This window comes from Microbacterium sp. CFBP 13617 (genome assembly GCF_014839445.1).
Classification (GTDB): Bacteria; Actinomycetota; Actinomycetes; order Actinomycetales; family Microbacteriaceae; genus Microbacterium.
In genome coordinates, this window is sequence record NZ_JACYNW010000003.1 from 79116 (window position 1) to 94046 (window position 14931).

A 14931-nucleotide genomic window follows, 5' to 3' on the forward strand; every position below is an offset into this window, starting at 1 on the left:
TGTCCCCTCAGTCCTGCGATCGAGATGCTCCGTCGTCGTGCCGCGAGATCCACGTCCGCACCGCGTCGGCGAAGCGTTCGCCGCGGTCGGAGTAGGACGAGAACTGATCGAACGACGCCGCTGCCGGGGCGAGGAGAACCGTGTCTCCGTCCCGGGCGACGGCCGCCGCCAGTTCCACGACCTGCGCCATGACGTCTTCAGTCTCGGCGTGGTCGACCTCGAACAGCGGCACCGCGGGGGCGTGTCGCGCGAACGCCGCGACGATATCGTCGCGCACCGTGCCGATCACGATCGCGGCGCGCACCGCACCACCGCGGGCGCGGACGAGTTCGCCGAGGTCGACGCCCTTCAGCAGACCCCCGACGATCCAGACCGAGCCCGGGTACGCGGCGAGCGACGAAGCCGCCGCGTGCGGGTTGGTCGCCTTCGAGTCGTCGACCCAGGTGACGCCCGCGTGGGCGCCGACGACCTGGATGCGGTGCGGATCGAGACGGAACCGCTCGAGCGCGTCGTGGATCTGCGCGGGCGTCGCGCCGAGCGAGCGCGCGAGGGCGCTCGCGGCGAGGATGTTGGAGACGACGTGGGGGGCGGCGAGGCCGCGGGCGGCCAGGTCGGCGACGGTCGTCAGTTCGAGGGCCGAGGTGGCGCGCTCCTCGAGGAAGGCGCGATCGACCAGGATGCCGTTGACCACACCGACGTCGCTCGGCCCCGGAACCCCCAGGTCGAATCCGACGGCGCGGGCGCCCTCGACGACCTCGGCGTCTTCGACCATCTCGCGGGTGGCATCGTCGGCCTTGTTGTAGACGCACGCCACGCGCGTGCGGGCGTAGACGCCGGCCTTGGCGTCGCGGTAGGCGTCGGCCCCGCCGTGCCACTCGAGGTGGTCGTCGGCGAGGTTGAGGCACACCGCCGCGTGCGGCGACAGCGCGTCGTCGCCGGTCTGCAGGTTGAGGTACCAGAGCTGGTGGCTCGACAACTCGACGACGAGCACGTCGAACCCGTTCGGATCGCGCACGGCATCGAGCACCGGGGTGCCGATGTTGCCCACGGGAGCGGCGCGCAGGCCCGCCGCCACGAGCATCTCGGCCGTGAGCCGGGTCGTGGTGGTCTTGCCGTTGGTTCCGGTGATGAGCACCCAGTCGGCGGGGCGGCCGTCGGGACGCACCACCTTGTCGCGCACGCGCCACGCGAGCTCGACGTCGCCCCAGAGCGCGATGCCCTGCTCCTGCGTCCACCGGATGACGGGGTGGTGGGGCGCGAATCCGGGCGAGGCCACGACCACGTCGGGCGCGAACGCGGTGAGCTCGTGCGGGACGGTGTCGAGCGGGCCCTCGTGCAGCCGCACGCCGAGCACGGGCAGCAACCGCGAGTACTCGGCATCCGCCCGCTCGGTCACCACGAGCACGTCGGCGCCGAGCTCGCTGAGCGTGTCGGCGGCCGAGAACCCGGTGACCGACAGGCCGAGGACGACGACGCGCAGACCCTTCCAGTCGGCGTGCCAGCTGGTGAGGGAGGCGAAAGAGGTCATACGCGTGCGAGCCATTCGACGTAGAAGAAACCGATGCCGGAGACGGCGAGGAGCCCCGCGATGATCCACATGCGCACCACGATGGTGACCTCGGGCCACCCCCTCATCTCGAGGTGGTGGTGCAGCGGACTCATGAGGAACAGGCGCTTGCCGCGCGTGATCTTGAAGTACGCGCGCTGAAGGATGACCGACCCCGACGCGATGACGTAGACGCCGGCGATGAGCACGAGCAGCAGTTCGGTGCGGGTGAAGATCGCCATCGCGGCGATGACGCCGCCGATGGCCATCGACCCGCAGTCGCCCATGAAGACCTTGGCCTTGGGGGCGTTCCACCAGAGGAATCCGACCAGGGCGCCCACGAACGACGCCGAGACGATGGCGAGGTCGAACGGGTCGCGGACGGCATAGCATCCGGCCTGCACCGACGCGTCGAGCACGTCGGCGCACATCTGCTTGTTCTGCCAGAAGGCCATCAGGCTGTACGCGCCGACGACGAAGATGCCCGATCCCGCGGCCAACCCGTCCAGGCCGTCGGCCACGTTGACGGAGTTCGACGCCGCCGTGCCGATGAGCGAGATCCACGCGAGATAGAGCAGCCACCCGAGGATCGGGCCGAGGGCGAACAGCGACAGCACCTGGATGTCACGGAAGACCGAGATGTACTCGGACGCGGGGGCCTGGCCGAAGGCGTTCCGGGCGTTCAGCGCCACGATCGCGAAGGGGACGACGACGATGACCTGGCCGGCGATCTTGCGCCAGCCCGAGAGGCCGAGACTGCGCTGCTGGCGGATCTTCATGTAGTCGTCGATGAAGCCGACCACGCCGAAACCGAGCATGAGCCACAGCACGAGCAGGCCCGAGATCGTGGGCGGGTTGTTGCCCGCGTACGAGCCGATGAAGTAGCCGATCATCGTGCCGAGGATGAAGATCGTGCCGCCCATGGTAGGCGTGCCGCGCTTGGCCCCGTGCGAGGGGTTGTGCACGTTCTCGGGCGTGCGGATGACCTGACCCCAGCCCCACTTCCGGAACCACCGGAGGAACACCGGGGTGAGGAAGAGGGTGAAGGCCAGCGAGATCGCCGCCGACGTCAGAAGTGATCTCACGCGAACAAGTCTCCCAGACGGTCGCCGAGATGCCGGAGCCCCGCCGAGTTCGACGACTTCACCAGCACGCGGTCACCGTCGCGCAGTTCGGTCGAGAGGTAGTCGTAGGCGGCGTCGGCGTCGGCGAAGAAGACCGCCTCGCCGTCCCAGGACCCCTGGGCGATGGCCTCGAGGAACATGCGCCGCGCCTCGGGCCCCACGATGACGATGCGCTGGATGCGCAGGCGCACCGCGAGCAGGCCCACGCGATCGTGCTCCTCGTCGGCGTACTCGCCGAGCTCGCTCATCGCGCCGAGGACCGCGACCGTGCGCTCGTCGGGACCGGTGATCTGGGCGAGGGTGCGAAGAGCTGCGGCCATGGAATCGGGGCTGGCGTTGTATGCGTCGTTGATGATGCGCACCCGGTCGGAGCCGAGCGGCTGCATGCGCCACCGCTCGGCGATCTCGACGGTCTCGAGTCGCGCGATCGCGTCGGCCGCCGACACGCCCAGGGCGATGGCCGCCGTGAGGGCCGCGAGGGCGTTCATGACGTGGTGCTCGCCGAGCACGTGCAGGGTGAGGGTGTGGGGCTCGCCGTCGACCAGCAGATCGGCGCGGGTGCCGGATGCCGAGACCTCGACGTCGACGGCCCGCACCTGCGCGCGCTCGCCCCGGCCGAACCACCGCACCTCGAGGTCGCGCTCGCGCGCGATCGGCTCCATCGCGGCGACCCGGGGGTCGTCGGCGTTGAGCACGGCGAGGCCGCCGGGACGCGTCGCCCGCACGAGCTCGCTCTTGGCGTGGAAGGTCGACTCGATGCCGCCGAAGCCCCCGGCGTGCGCCATGCCGACCATCAGCACGACGCCGATGTCGGGGGTGACGAGGCCGGCGAGGTGGGCGATGGCCCCGGGGCCGCTCGCGCCGAACTCGCTCACGAGGTAGCGGGTGTCGTCGGTGACGCGGAGCATCGTGAGAGGAGCGCCGACCTCGTTGTTGAACGAGGCGCGGGGCGAGACGGTGTCGCCCTCGTCGGAGAGGATGCGGGCCAGCAGGTTCTTGGTCGTCGTCTTGCCGTTGGAGCCGGTGATGCCGACGATCCGCAGGTCTCCCCCGGCGCGCACGCGACCCACGACGTCGCGGGCGAGGTCGCTGAGCGCGGCCACGGCGTCGGCGACGACGATCTGGCTCACCGCGTCGTCGAGCTCGCGTTCCACGATCGCCAGCGCCGCCCCGCGCTCGACCGCGGCGGCGACGAACAGGTGGCCGTCGGTGGCCTCGCCGGGCTTGGCGACGAAGATGCCGCCGGGCTCGATCAGGCGCGAGTCGGTGTCGACGTCGCCCGAGACGGTGGTGTCGGGGGTGTCGGTGCCGCGGACGACGAGGCGCCCGCCGAGCACGTCGGCGAGGTGGGAGAGGCTGGTGGAGATCATTGCTGTGCGGACGCCCTTTCCGTGTCGCATTCGTTACCGAGACGAGACCGGCGTCGGCGGTGTCTCAGCCGAACTTGGGCAGTTCGGGGGTCGTGGTTCCGGACGGGATCACGCGGTAGGTCTTGAGAACCTGCGTGAGGGCCTTCTGGAACGCGGGGGCGGTGGCCGCCGACGATTTTACCGTCCGCGGTTCGTCGAGGTTGACCGCGACGACGTACTGCGGGTCGTCGGCGGGGGCGAAGCCGATCATGGTCGTGAAGTACGCGTCGGGCTTGTACGCCCCGGTGTTCTCGTCGACCTTCTCGCCGGTTCCGGTCTTGATCGCGATGCGGTAGCCGGGGATGGCGATCTTCGAGGCCAGCTCGCCCTGGGTAGCGACGTTCTCGAGCATGAGCGACACCGCCCGCGCGGTGTCGGTGGAGACCACCTGCGTGCCCTCGGTCGACGGGACGTCGGTGACGGTGCCGTCGGCGGCGGTGCACCCCTCGACCAACGACAGCGGCATCTTGAGCCCGCCGTTGGCGATGGTCTGGTACGCGCCCACGAGCTGCGGCACGGTGACCGACAGGCCCTGACCGAAGGTCGTGTTGTAGAAGGTCTGCGTGTCCCAGTCCTGGGCCGGGTGCAGGATGCCGCCGGATTCGCCCGGGAAGTCGATCGCGCTGAGCGAGCCCATGCCGAACTTCTGCAGGTAGTCGTAGCGCGTCTCTTTGGGGATCATCTCGCCGAACTTCGAGATGCCGACGTTCGAGGAGTCGATGAGCACGCCCGCGGGCGTGTAGACGTTGGGGCCGTGCGAGAACGCGTCGGAGACGCGGGCGTCGCCGCCGAGCACCTCGCGCGACGACGCGGTGACGGTCGTCTCGGGCGTGTACGAGCCGCTGTCCAGACCGATCGCGGTGGTGAGCGCCTTGAACGTGGAGCCCGGCTCGAACGGGCTCGAGAACGCCCGGCTCCCCCGGTCTTCCGACGGGGTCGCGGTGGGGTTGTTCGGGTCGACGGTGGGGTACTCCGCCAGCGCGCGGATCTTGCCCGTCTTGGCCTCGACGACGGTGATCGTGCCGCGCAGCGATCCCGTGTTCTGCACCTGCTCGGCGATGAGCTGGCCCATGTACCACTGCAGGTCGCGATCGACGGTGAGCTTCAGCGTGCCGCCGTCGACCGCGGGCTCGGCCACGGTCTCGGTGCCCGGCAGCACCACGCCGTCACGGCTCTGCTGGAAGACGACCTTGCCGTTGGTGGAGGCGAGGCAGTCGTTGTCGGCCGCCTCCAGCCCGGCGAGGGGCTGACCGTCGCTGCCGACGAAGCCGATGAGGTTTCCGCCGACGGCGCCGTCGGGGTACACGCGGCCGGCCTGGGGCGGGAAGCTCAGGAACGGCAGACCGAGGGCGACCAGCGCGCGGTACTGCTCGGTCGAGACGTTCTTGGTGATCATCGCGTAGCGCGAGTCGGGGTTTTCGGCGACGGCGTCGGTGACGCTGGCCTCGACGTCGGCGGCATCTTGCCCGGTGACGGCCGCGATCTTCGCGGCGATCTCGGGCCATCCCGTCGTGGTCTCGTTCTCGTCGTCGTCACGGGTGGTCACGCCCTTGATCGCGAGCATGGGGTCGACCTGCACGTCGTAGCGGTTCACGCTCGACGCCAGGATCACGCCGTTCTCGTCGACGATCGAGCCGCGCGAGGCGTACTCGACGCGGGAGTTCTGGAGCCCCATCGCGAGCGAGTCGTCGACGTGCTCCTTCGCGTTGACGACCTGGATGTCGACGAGGCGCACCACGAAGGCGAGCAGGACGGTGAGGACGATCGCGAGAGCGACGACGGTGCGACGCCGAGGGGACCGGTGGGTAGTCGTCGTCATGGGTCTCATCGTGTCGCGGGAGTCGGCAGACCGTCGCTGATCGACGGGGGTGTCGCCGATTCGGCGGGGGGCGTGGCGTCGGTGGGGGCCGCCGGGTCCGTCGGCGCCGCCGCCGCGGGGTCCGTCGGCGCCGCGGCCGCGGGGTCCGTCGGCGCCGCGGCCGCGGGGGCGACGGGTGCCTGCGGGTTGGTCACGAGCGGCTTGTCGGCGATCAGGGCGTTGCGCACCGAACCTCGGCCCATGGCATCCACCGACGAGACGGCGTCGGCGGGCTTGTCGCTACCGATGACGGCGCCGTCGCTCAGGCGCAGGTAGGTCGGCGACTCGTCGATGACCATGCCGAGGGCGGCGGCGTTGGCCGCGAGGTACTGGGGCGAGCTGAGCCCGGCGTTGTCGTCGGCGAGGATCTGCTTCTGGTACGTCAGGTCGCGCTGCTGCTGGGTGAGCGACGCGATCTCGAACGAGCTCTGAGTGGTCAGGATGCCGAGCCCCATCTGCACGAGCACGATGGCCAGCGCACCGGTGACGGCGATCACGCCGAACAGGCGGCGCGGAGCGCGGCGACGCGCGGGGGCGACGACGTGGAGTCGGCGCGGTTCGCGCACCGGCGCCGGGAAATCCGGGAGGAAGTCCGCATCGACGGTCTGGGTGGCACTCATGCGTCCTCCTGGATTCGCGCGGCCGCGCGCAGACGCACGGGGGTGGCACGGGGGTTGACGGCCCGCTCGTCGTCTCCGGCGAGCTCGGCTCCACGGACGAGCAGGCGGAACTTCGGCGCGTGCTCGGGCAGCTCGACGGGAAGCCCCCGGGGGGCGGTCGAGGTCGAGGCGTCGGCGAACACGCGCTTGACGAGGCGATCCTCGAGCGACTGGTACGACAGCACGACGATGCGCCCGCCGACCGAGAGGGTGCCGAGGGCCGCGGGAATCGTGCGTTCGAGGACCGACAGCTCGGCGTTGACCTCGATGCGCAGCGCCTGGAAGACGCGCTTGGCGGGGTGGCGCTCACGCAGCACGGCGGCGGGGGTCGCGGCCTGCAGCACGTCGACCAGCTGACCCGAGCGCTCCAGGGGCGCGACGGCGCGAGCGGCGATGATCGCCCGGGCGTAGCGGCCGGCGAGCTTCTCTTCGCCGTACCGCTCGAAGATGCGACGCAGATCGCCCTCGCCGTAGGTGGCCACCACGTGCGCGGCGGTGATGCCGCTGGTCTGGTCCATGCGCATGTCGAGCGGGGCGTCCTGCGCGTAGGCGAAGCCGCGGGAGGCCTCGTCGAGCTGCAGCGACGAGACTCCGAGATCGAAGAGGATGCCGTCGACCTTCTTCACCCCCGCGGATGCCACGGCCTCGGCGATGCCGTCGTAGACGGTGTGCACGAGGGTGACGCGGTCGCCGAAACGGGCCAGCCGCTCCCCCGCGATGCGCAGGGCGTCGGTGTCGCGATCGAGGCCGATCAGGCGGGTCGTCGGGAAGCGCTCGAGGAAGGCCTCGGAGTGCCCGCCCATGCCCAGCGTGCCGTCGACGAAGACGGAGCCGGGGCGCTGGAGTGCGGGCGCCAGCAACTCGGCGCAGCGTTCGAGAAGGACGGGGGTGTGGATGTCGCGGATGTCCATGATGTCGGGCTCCGAATCCTCGGGCTCTGATGCCCATCCGCAGGACCTGGCGCCGGGGAAGTGCGTCAGGGCGTGCGGCTGGACATCACAGCCGGAGGGTCAGAACAGTCCCGGGATCACCTCCTGCTCCATCTCGGCGTACGTGTCTTCGTTGCTCTCGGCGTAGGCGTTCCAGGCCTCGGCATCCCAGATCTCGGCGTGGGCGCCGACACCCGTGACGACCAGCTCGCGACCGAGCCCGGCGTAGGCGCGCAGCGCCGGGGGAACGGTGATGCGGTTCTGGCTGTCGGGCTTCTCGGCGCTGGCCCCCGAGAGGAACATGCGCAGGAAGTCGCGGGCCTGCTTGTTGCTGAGCGGGGCCTCGCGGATCCGCTCGTGCACGCGCTCGAACTCCTCGGTGCTGAACACGTAGAGGCAGCGGTCCTGCCCCCGGGTGATCACCACTCCGGCTCCGAGATCGTCACGGAACTTCGCGGGCAGGATGACGCGCCCTTTGTCGTCGAGCTTGGGGCTGTGCGTTCCGAGCAGCATTCGAGCGTCCACCCCCTTCGTCCGGCCAGCGAAGTTTCCCCCACTTTACTCCACTGCCCTCCACTTAGCTATCGAATCCTGCGATCTTCCGCGAAGGAATGCCGCCGTGTACTGTTGCTGGCCCTCCCTCGACGGCGCGACGAGATCAGCGTGTTTCCGCGGCTCGAGAACGGTCGAACACCGTGGGAAGACGGCCGGTGGAGCAAAAGGGAGGGGGCACGGCGAAAAAGGGGCACTCCCCCACTCGCCCCATTCCGTCGCAACCCGCTCCCCGGGCGCACGAAAAAGCACCGGCTCCGAAGAGCCGGTGCTGATTCAGGATGCGGGAGGGTCAGTGCCCTTCGCGGCGGCGGTCCCACCGATCGTTCATGCGGTCCATGAACGACGTGCTCGCCGCGCGAGGGGCGCGTGCACCCGAGGCGGAGGCGACGGGCGCCGTGGGAGCCGAACCGCGCATCGGCGTGACCGCGAAGACCACGCCTCCCACCATGAGGAGGAACCCGACGACGCCGATGGCGATGCCGAGGAACCCGGTGTTGAAGCCGATCGACACACCGACCACCAGCGCTCCGAGCCCCGCGAGAACGAGGATCGAGCCGAGGACGATGTTGCGATAGCTCAGGGCGCGACTGGGGGCGGTGACGACATCGGTGTCGTTGCTCATGAGATGGCGCTCCATCTCATCCAGCAGACGCTGCTCCTGTTCGGAGAGTGGCATGCATCCCCCTCTGTTGTTCGGTGCGGACGATTCTACGCGCGGCGTGGATCACTAGGCTAGGCCCGTGCCAGCCTCCCCGGAACCGATCGAAGCTGTTTCCCAGCGACTCGACAAGTTCCTCTCTGATCAGCTATCGTACGCGGCCATGCTCGGCCCCGAGGCCGAGGCGCTCACCCGCTCCGGTGCAGCCGCTCTCCGCGGCGGAAAGCGCCTGCGCGCGCGCTTCTGCCTCACCGGCTGGCGCGCGGTCGACGAGCTCGACCACCCCGACGCGCACGGCCTCGACGACGCCGCCCTCGCGGTGGCGTCATCGCTCGAGGTGTTCCACGCCGCGGCCCTCGTGCACGACGACCTCGTCGACAACTCCGACACGCGACGGGGTCAGCCCGCCGCGCACCGCGCCCTGCAGAACGCGCACGGCGAAGCCGGGTGGACCGGCGACCCCGAGACCTTCGGACGCTCGGGCGCCATCCTGTTGGGCGACCTCCTCGTCGCCTGGAGCGACGACCTGCTCGAAGAAGGACTCGACGGAGCCGCGACCGCCGGCGCCACCCGGCGGGCTTACGCGCGGATGCGCCGCGACGTCACGATCGGGCAATTCCTCGACGTCGCCGAAGAGTCGGCCCACGTCGTCTACCCAGACGACACCCACGCCGAGCGGGCACTGCGCATCGCGTCGTACAAGTCGGCGCGCTACAGCATCCAGCAGCCGCTGCTCATCGGCGCGGAACTCGCCGGGGCCGACGACGCGCAGCTCGAGGCCCTCGGGCATTTCGGGCACGACGTGGGAATGGCCTTCCAGCTGCGCGACGACGTGCTGGGCGTGTTCGGCGACAGCGCCGTCACCGGCAAGCCCGTCGGCGACGACCTGCGCGAGGGCAAGCGCACCGTGCTCGTCGCCTACGCCCGGGAATCGCTGCCCGAGGCCGAACGCCGCGAGATCGACGCGTTGCTCGGCGACGCCACCCTCGACGCCGACCGGATCGCGGGCCTGCAGCGCACGATCGTCGACACCGGCGCGTTGGCTCGCACCGAGGAGCTCATCGCCGACTACGCCCGTCGGGCCGACGCCGCCCTGACCGACGCGCGCCTGGGTGCCTCGGCCGTCGGCGAACTGCGTGCGTTGGCGCGGGCGGCCACCGAACGCTCCGCCTGACGCGGCGACATCCGGCGCCCGAGCGGGCGGTGGGCTCAGGCGAGCGACGCCGCGACGCGGCGCACTTCGCTCTTGCGACCGGCGCGCAGCGCCTCGATGGGGGCGACGCCGATGCTGTCCTCGGGAGTCAGCAGCCAGTCGATCGTCTCGTCCTCGTCGTACCCGGCGTCGTGCAGCACGATGATCGTGCCGCGCAGCGACGCGAGGGGACGACCGTCGACCAGGAAGACCTCGGGAACACGCAGCGCACCGTGCCGACGCGAGCCGACCAGGTAGTTCTCGTCGAGCAGGCGACGCACCCGGCCGAGGGGCTCGTCCAGGATCTCCACCAGATCGGGGAGGGTCAGCCAGGCGGTCTCATAGGGGGAAGTGTCGGTCACGATGCCACTATCTCACCCTCCGCGCGGGCAGTGGTGCCGGCGCCGCCAGGCCCGGGCGGGTCACACGCGTCACACGAGCCCCACGCGTTGACATCTCTCACAGCCCGTGCGAGCGTCGAAGGAAGTCGGAAGAACGGACATCCCCCACCATGCAACGACTCCCCTCTCTCGCCGCGCCGGCCCCGGCCGCATCGACGCCGCCCACCGCGAAGATCTCCACGGCAAAGCGGGTCGCCGCGATCTGGCCGGCCGCGGTGGCCGGTTCCATCGCCCTGGCCCTCACGGGCGAGCACGCCGCGCACGCGGCACCACCCGCCCCGCCCCTCGCGGCGCTGCCGCCGGCGCCCCGCGCGCTCGACGTTCCCGCCACGGCCGCGCTCGCGGCATCCGCCACCTACACCGTGCAGCCGGGCGACACCGTCTGGGGCATCGCCCGTGCCCACGGCCTCGACACCGCGGCGGTGCTCGCGGCCAACGGGCTCGACGCCTCCGCCGTCATCCGCCCCGGGCAGGTCCTCGCCCTCGTCGCCGCGGCCGCGCCGCCGGCGGCTCCCGCTGACGCCCCGACGCCCACCTACGAGGTGCGACCGGGAGACACCGTCTCGGCGATCGCCGCCGCCCACGGCGTCTCGATCGACGCCGTCCTCGCCGCCAACGACCTCACGCGTTCGTCGATCATCTACCCCGGCGAGGTGCTGCGGATCCCCTCCGGCTCCGCTCCGTCGGCTCCCGCCCCGGCGGCGCTCCCCCCGGCGACCGCTCCCGGACTCGACGCCGAGCAGTCCGAGAACGCGCGCCTCATCATCCGGATCGGGCGGGAGCTCGGCGTGTCGGATCACGGCATCCGGATCGCCCTCGGCACCGCGATGCAGGAGTCGTGGCTGCGCAACCTCGACGGGGGCGACCGCGACTCGCGCGGTCTCTTCCAGCAGCGGCCCAGCACGGGGTGGGGCTCGCCCGAGCAGATCCTCGACCCCGACCGGTCGACCCGGGCCTTCTACGGCGGATCCGCCGACCCCAACGGCTCCGACACGCGCGGACTGCTCGACATCGAGGGCTGGGAGCAGCTGTCGTACGCCGACGCGGCTCAGGCCGTGCAGATCTCGGCCTACCCCGATCGCTACGCGCAATGGGAGCAGCCCGCGACCACCTGGCTCGCCGTTCTCGGCTGAGGTGGCGGTGAGCCGTTGCCCGGGCTCCCAGGGGGCGCTCCGTAGACTCGACCCGTGAGCACGAGTCAGCAGGCCGACCCGCTGATCGGCCGTCTCGTCGACGGCCGGTACCGGGTCCGCGCGCGCATTGCGCGCGGCGGCATGGCGACCGTGTACGTCGCGACCGATCTGCGCCTCGAGCGCCGCGTCGCGTTGAAGGTCATGCACGGGCACCTCAGCGACGACACCGTGTTCCAGAGCCGGTTCATCCAAGAGGCCCGCTCCGCGGCGCGCCTGAGCGACCCGCACGTGGTGAACGTCTTCGACCAGGGCCAGGACGGCGAGATGGCCTACCTGGTCATGGAGTACCTGCCCGGCATCACGCTGCGCGAGCTTCTGCGCGAGCACAAGCGCCTCACGGTCGATCAGACCCTGACGATCATGGATGCCATCCTCTCGGGGCTGGCCGCCGCGCACCGCGCCGGCATCGTGCACCGCGACGTGAAGCCCGAGAACGTGCTGCTGGCCGAGGACGGCCGCATCAAGATCGGCGACTTCGGTCTCGCCCGAGCCACCACGGCGAACACCGCCAGCGGCGCCCAGCTGATGGGGACGATCGCCTACCTGGCTCCCGAGCTCGTCACGCGCGGCACCGCCGACGCCCGCAGCGACATCTACTCGCTCGGCATCATGCTGTACGAGATGCTCACCGGCGAGCAGCCCTACAAGGGCGAGCAGCCGATGCAGATCGCCTACCAGCACGCCACCGACTCCGTGCCCCGCCCGAGCGCCAAGAACCCCTCCGTCCCCGAGCAGCTCGACGAGCTCGTGCTGTGGTCGACCGAGCGCGAGCCCGACGATCGGCCGCTCGACGCCGCGGTGATGCTCGAGCGCCTGCGCGCCGTCGAGAAGGAGCTGGGCCTCGCCCCGCAGGTGGCCCGCGCCGTCTCGGTCGGCACGACGAGCCCGGCGACCGCGGCGGAGTCTCGAGAGCTCACCAAGGTGCTGCCCCAGACCGCGTCCCTGCCGTCGGCGCCCGCAGACGAGCCCGACAACGCGGCCCGGCTCCGCACGAAGACCCGCCGCCGCACCGCCCGCGGCATCTGGATGCTGATGCTCGTGCTGCTGCTGGCCGCGGGCGCCGCCGGCACGGGCTGGTACTTCGGTTCCGGCCCCGGATCGCTCGTCGCCGTGCCCGACGTCTCGGGGCGCAGCTTCGCCGACGCCGAGGCGCTGCTCGCCCAGCAGCAGTTGCGTGCTCAGGCGCAAGAGGTCACCGACTTCGACATCGCCGCCGGCACCACGATCTCCTCGGATCCTCCCTCGAATACGCGGGTCGATAAGGACACCGTTGTGACGGTCACCGTGTCGCTCGGTCCCGCCACCCATCAGATCGAACCACTCGCCGGCCGCTCGCAGACAGAGGCGCGCGCCGCACTCGAGGCGGCGCGCGTCAGCGTGGGAGACGACGGTTTCGAGTTCACTGATTCCGATCAGGGAACCGTCTTGTCAGCGACCGTGACTCCGCGGTCCGGTGCCGAAGCGATTGACTGCACGGATGGTTGCACCGTCTACGAGGGCGATGCCGCCTCGATGCTGATCTCTAGCGGTCCAGTCCCCGACGTCACCGGACTCGGGGTCGACCGTGCCATTCGCGAGCTCGAGGCCGCCGGGCTGCAAGTCTCCGGAGACCGTCCCACCGACTTCAGCGACTCGATCGATGATGGGGCCGTCCTTGGCATCCTGGATCGCGCGGAGGACGGTAACTGGCGTCCGGGTGAAACAGTTACCCTGCTCGTCTCTAAGGGGCCGCGTCCGATCATCGTGCCCGATGTCGCCGGGCAGTCCGTCGCCGATGCGATCTCGACGCTCCGCGAAGCGGGCTTCGAACCCGGCACAGCGCTTCCCGAGTTGGTGTGGGGAATCTTCACTGTGAGTCGCACGGATCCGGCCCCAGGCACCAGCCACCGGCCGGGGACCCCCGTGCGCGTCTTCAGCACCGGCTGAGCTCGACCGCGCGGCACGGCAGCACGATCACGCCGACATTCCACCGAGGCATCCACCGACGGCCCGGCCGACCTTTCCCCTCACACTCACGACGCCCCCGACCACAGCGGATCGGGGGCGTCGAAGCGACGGAGACGCGGCTCAGCGCTTCTCGAGCTCCTCGGCGACGAGGAACGCCAGCTCGAGGCTCTGCCGGTGGTTCAGACGCGGGTCGCACAGGCTCTCGTAGCGGGTCGCGAGGGTGGCCTCGTCGATCATCTCGGAGCCTCCCAGGCACTCGGTGACGTCGTCGCCGGTCAACTCGACGTGGATGCCACCCGGGTGCGTGCCCACGGAGCGGTGCGCCTCGAAGAACCCGCGCACCTCGTCGACGACGTCGTCGAAGCGACGCGTCTTGTACCCGGTGGGCGTGGTGATGCCGTTGCCGTGCATCGGGTCGGTCACCCAGAGCGGTGTGGCGCCCGAATCGCGGACGGCCTCGAGCAGCGGCGGCAGGGCGTCGCGGATCTTGCCCGCGCCCATGCGCGTGATGAACGTCAGGCGACCGGGCTCGCGCTCGGGGTCGAGCTTGTCGATGAGGGCGAGCGCCGTCTCGGCCGTCGTGGTGGGGCCGAGCTTGACGCCGATGGGGTTGCGGATCTTCGAGAAGTAGTCGACGTGCGCGCCGTCGAGCTCGCGCGTGCGCTCACCGATCCACTGGAAGTGCGACGAGGTGTTGTACGGCATGCCCGTGCGCGAGTCGATACGCGTCATGGGGCGCTCGTAGTCCATGAGCAGACCCTCGTGGCCGGTGTAGAACTCGACGCGCGTGAGCTCGTCGAAGTTGGCGCCGGCGGCCTCCATGAACTTGATCGCGCGGTCGATCTCGGTCGCCATGCTCTCGTAGGCCTGGTTGGCCGGGGTGCTGGCGAAGCCCTTGTTCCAGCTGTGCACCTCGCGCAGGTCGGCGAAGCCGCCCTGCGTGAACGCGCGGATGAGGTTCAGCGTCGAGGCGGCCGTGTGGTAGCCCTTGAGCAGCCGCGCCGGGTCGGCCTTGCGGGACTCCTCGGTGAAGTCGTACCCGTTGACGATGTCGCCGCGGTAGGCCGGCAGCGTCACGTCACCGCGCGTCTCGACGTCGCTCGAACGGGGCTTGGCGAACTGGCCCGCCATGCGGCCCATCTTCACCACCGGCATCGACGCCCCGTAGGTGAGCACGACGGCCATCTGCAGGACCGTCTTGATGCGGTTGCGGATCTGCTCGGCGGTCGCGCCGGCGAAGGTCTCGGCGCAGTCACCGCCCTGCAGGAGGAACGCTTGACCGGCGGCGGCGCGCGCGAGGCGATCGCGCAGATTGTCGACCTCGCCGGCGAAGACCAGCGGCGGGAGGGTCGCCAGCTCTGCGGATGCCGCGTCGACCGCGGCCTCGTCATACCACTGGGGCTGCTGCTTGATGGGCAGGGTTCGCCAGTGGTCGAGGTCGTGGAGCTGCTGATTCACCC

At 70.6% G+C, this 14931-nt stretch carries 13 protein-coding genes; 3 read left to right on the plus strand and 10 right to left on the minus strand.

Translation table 11 applies throughout. From position 1 onward, the window contains the following. Window positions 1-7: 7 nt before the first annotated feature. The 8 genes from murD to IFU40_RS08935 form a co-directional block, all read right to left on the minus strand. A complete protein-coding gene (murD, locus tag IFU40_RS08900) occupies window positions 8-1528 on the minus strand; it encodes a UDP-N-acetylmuramoyl-L-alanine--D-glutamate ligase (protein WP_191926105.1) in 1521 nt (506 codons plus the stop codon). After that, on the minus strand, window positions 1525-2631 hold the full coding sequence (gene mraY / locus IFU40_RS08905; protein WP_055835525.1) for a phospho-N-acetylmuramoyl-pentapeptide-transferase: 1107 nt from the start codon (window positions 2629-2631) through the stop codon (window positions 1525-1527). Before mraY ends, murD begins: the two co-directional genes overlap by 4 nt. Next, a complete protein-coding gene (locus IFU40_RS08910; RefSeq protein ID WP_055835523.1) occupies window positions 2628-4040 on the minus strand; it encodes a UDP-N-acetylmuramoyl-tripeptide--D-alanyl-D-alanine ligase in 1413 nt (470 codons plus the stop codon). The genes mraY and IFU40_RS08910 overlap by 4 nt, the downstream gene beginning before the upstream one ends. A gap of 64 nt (window positions 4041-4104) precedes the next feature. Then, window positions 4105-5898 carry a peptidoglycan D,D-transpeptidase FtsI family protein gene (locus IFU40_RS08915; protein ID WP_070408129.1) on the minus strand — a complete coding sequence of 598 codons (1794 nt, stop codon included), beginning with the start codon at window positions 5896-5898 and terminating at the stop codon, window positions 4105-4107. A 5-nt stretch (window positions 5899-5903) separates the two neighbouring features. Next, window positions 5904-6557 carry a hypothetical protein gene (locus tag IFU40_RS08920; RefSeq protein WP_191916272.1) on the minus strand — a complete coding sequence of 218 codons (654 nt, stop codon included), beginning with the start codon at window positions 6555-6557 and terminating at the stop codon, window positions 5904-5906. Further along, on the minus strand, window positions 6554-7507 hold the full coding sequence (rsmH, locus tag IFU40_RS08925) for a 16S rRNA (cytosine(1402)-N(4))-methyltransferase RsmH (protein ID WP_191926106.1): 954 nt from the start codon (window positions 7505-7507) through the stop codon (window positions 6554-6556). Before rsmH ends, IFU40_RS08920 begins: the two co-directional genes overlap by 4 nt. Window positions 7508-7606: 99 nt before the next feature. Then, window positions 7607-8038, minus strand: a complete 432-nt coding sequence (mraZ, locus tag IFU40_RS08930; RefSeq protein WP_055835511.1) for a division/cell wall cluster transcriptional repressor MraZ — start codon at window positions 8036-8038, stop codon at window positions 7607-7609. A 331-nt stretch (window positions 8039-8369) separates the two neighbouring features. After that, window positions 8370-8756 carry a DUF3040 domain-containing protein gene (locus tag IFU40_RS08935; protein ID WP_055835507.1) on the minus strand — a complete coding sequence of 129 codons (387 nt, stop codon included), beginning with the start codon at window positions 8754-8756 and terminating at the stop codon, window positions 8370-8372. A 64-nt stretch (window positions 8757-8820) separates the two neighbouring features. On the opposite strand from IFU40_RS08935, the gene IFU40_RS08940 reads away from it, so the two are divergent. After that, on the plus strand, window positions 8821-9912 hold the full coding sequence (locus tag IFU40_RS08940) for a polyprenyl synthetase family protein (protein ID WP_191926107.1): 1092 nt from the start codon (window positions 8821-8823) through the stop codon (window positions 9910-9912). Between the two features lie 35 nt (window positions 9913-9947). Here IFU40_RS08940 and IFU40_RS08945 read toward each other — a convergent pair whose 3' ends face one another. Then, the gene (locus IFU40_RS08945; protein ID WP_055835502.1) at window positions 9948-10292 is read right to left on the minus strand and encodes an Rv2175c family DNA-binding protein; all 345 of its coding nucleotides are present in this window, start codon (window positions 10290-10292) and stop codon (window positions 9948-9950) included. A 149-nt stretch (window positions 10293-10441) separates the two neighbouring features. On the opposite strand from IFU40_RS08945, the gene IFU40_RS08950 reads away from it, so the two are divergent. Further along, a complete protein-coding gene (locus IFU40_RS08950) occupies window positions 10442-11464 on the plus strand; it encodes a lytic transglycosylase (RefSeq protein ID WP_191926108.1) in 1023 nt (340 codons plus the stop codon). Window positions 11465-11518: 54 nt separating this feature from the next. Then, window positions 11519-13450 carry a Stk1 family PASTA domain-containing Ser/Thr kinase gene (pknB, locus tag IFU40_RS08955; RefSeq protein ID WP_191926109.1) on the plus strand — a complete coding sequence of 644 codons (1932 nt, stop codon included), beginning with the start codon at window positions 11519-11521 and terminating at the stop codon, window positions 13448-13450. A gap of 141 nt (window positions 13451-13591) precedes the next feature. On the opposite strand, the gene IFU40_RS08960 is transcribed toward pknB, so the two are convergent. After that, window positions 13592-14929: a class II 3-deoxy-7-phosphoheptulonate synthase gene (locus IFU40_RS08960; RefSeq protein ID WP_055835493.1), complete on the minus strand. Its 1338-nt coding sequence runs from the start codon at window positions 14927-14929 to the stop codon at window positions 13592-13594. Window positions 14930-14931: the final 2 nt, after the last annotated feature.

Coding starts and splice junctions, on each gene's coding strand:
- murD (WP_191926105.1), bottom strand. CDS start 1,528: ATGACCTCTTTCGCCTCCCTCACCAGCTGGCACGCCGACTGGAAGGGT.
- IFU40_RS08910 (WP_055835523.1), bottom strand. CDS start 4,040: ATGATCTCCACCAGCCTCTCCCACCTCGCCGACGTGCTCGGCGGGCGC.
- IFU40_RS08915 (WP_070408129.1), bottom strand. CDS start 5,898: ATGACGACGACTACCCACCGGTCCCCTCGGCGTCGCACCGTCGTCGCT.
- IFU40_RS08920 (WP_191916272.1), bottom strand. CDS start 6,557: ATGAGTGCCACCCAGACCGTCGATGCGGACTTCCTCCCGGATTTCCCG.
- rsmH (WP_191926106.1), bottom strand. CDS start 7,507: ATGGACATCCGCGACATCCACACCCCCGTCCTTCTCGAACGCTGCGCC.
- mraZ (WP_055835511.1), bottom strand. CDS start 8,038: ATGCTGCTCGGAACGCACAGCCCCAAGCTCGACGACAAAGGGCGCGTC.
- IFU40_RS08935 (WP_055835507.1), bottom strand. CDS start 8,756: ATGCCACTCTCCGAACAGGAGCAGCGTCTGCTGGATGAGATGGAGCGC.
- IFU40_RS08950 (WP_191926108.1), top strand. CDS start 10,442: ATGCAACGACTCCCCTCTCTCGCCGCGCCGGCCCCGGCCGCATCGACG.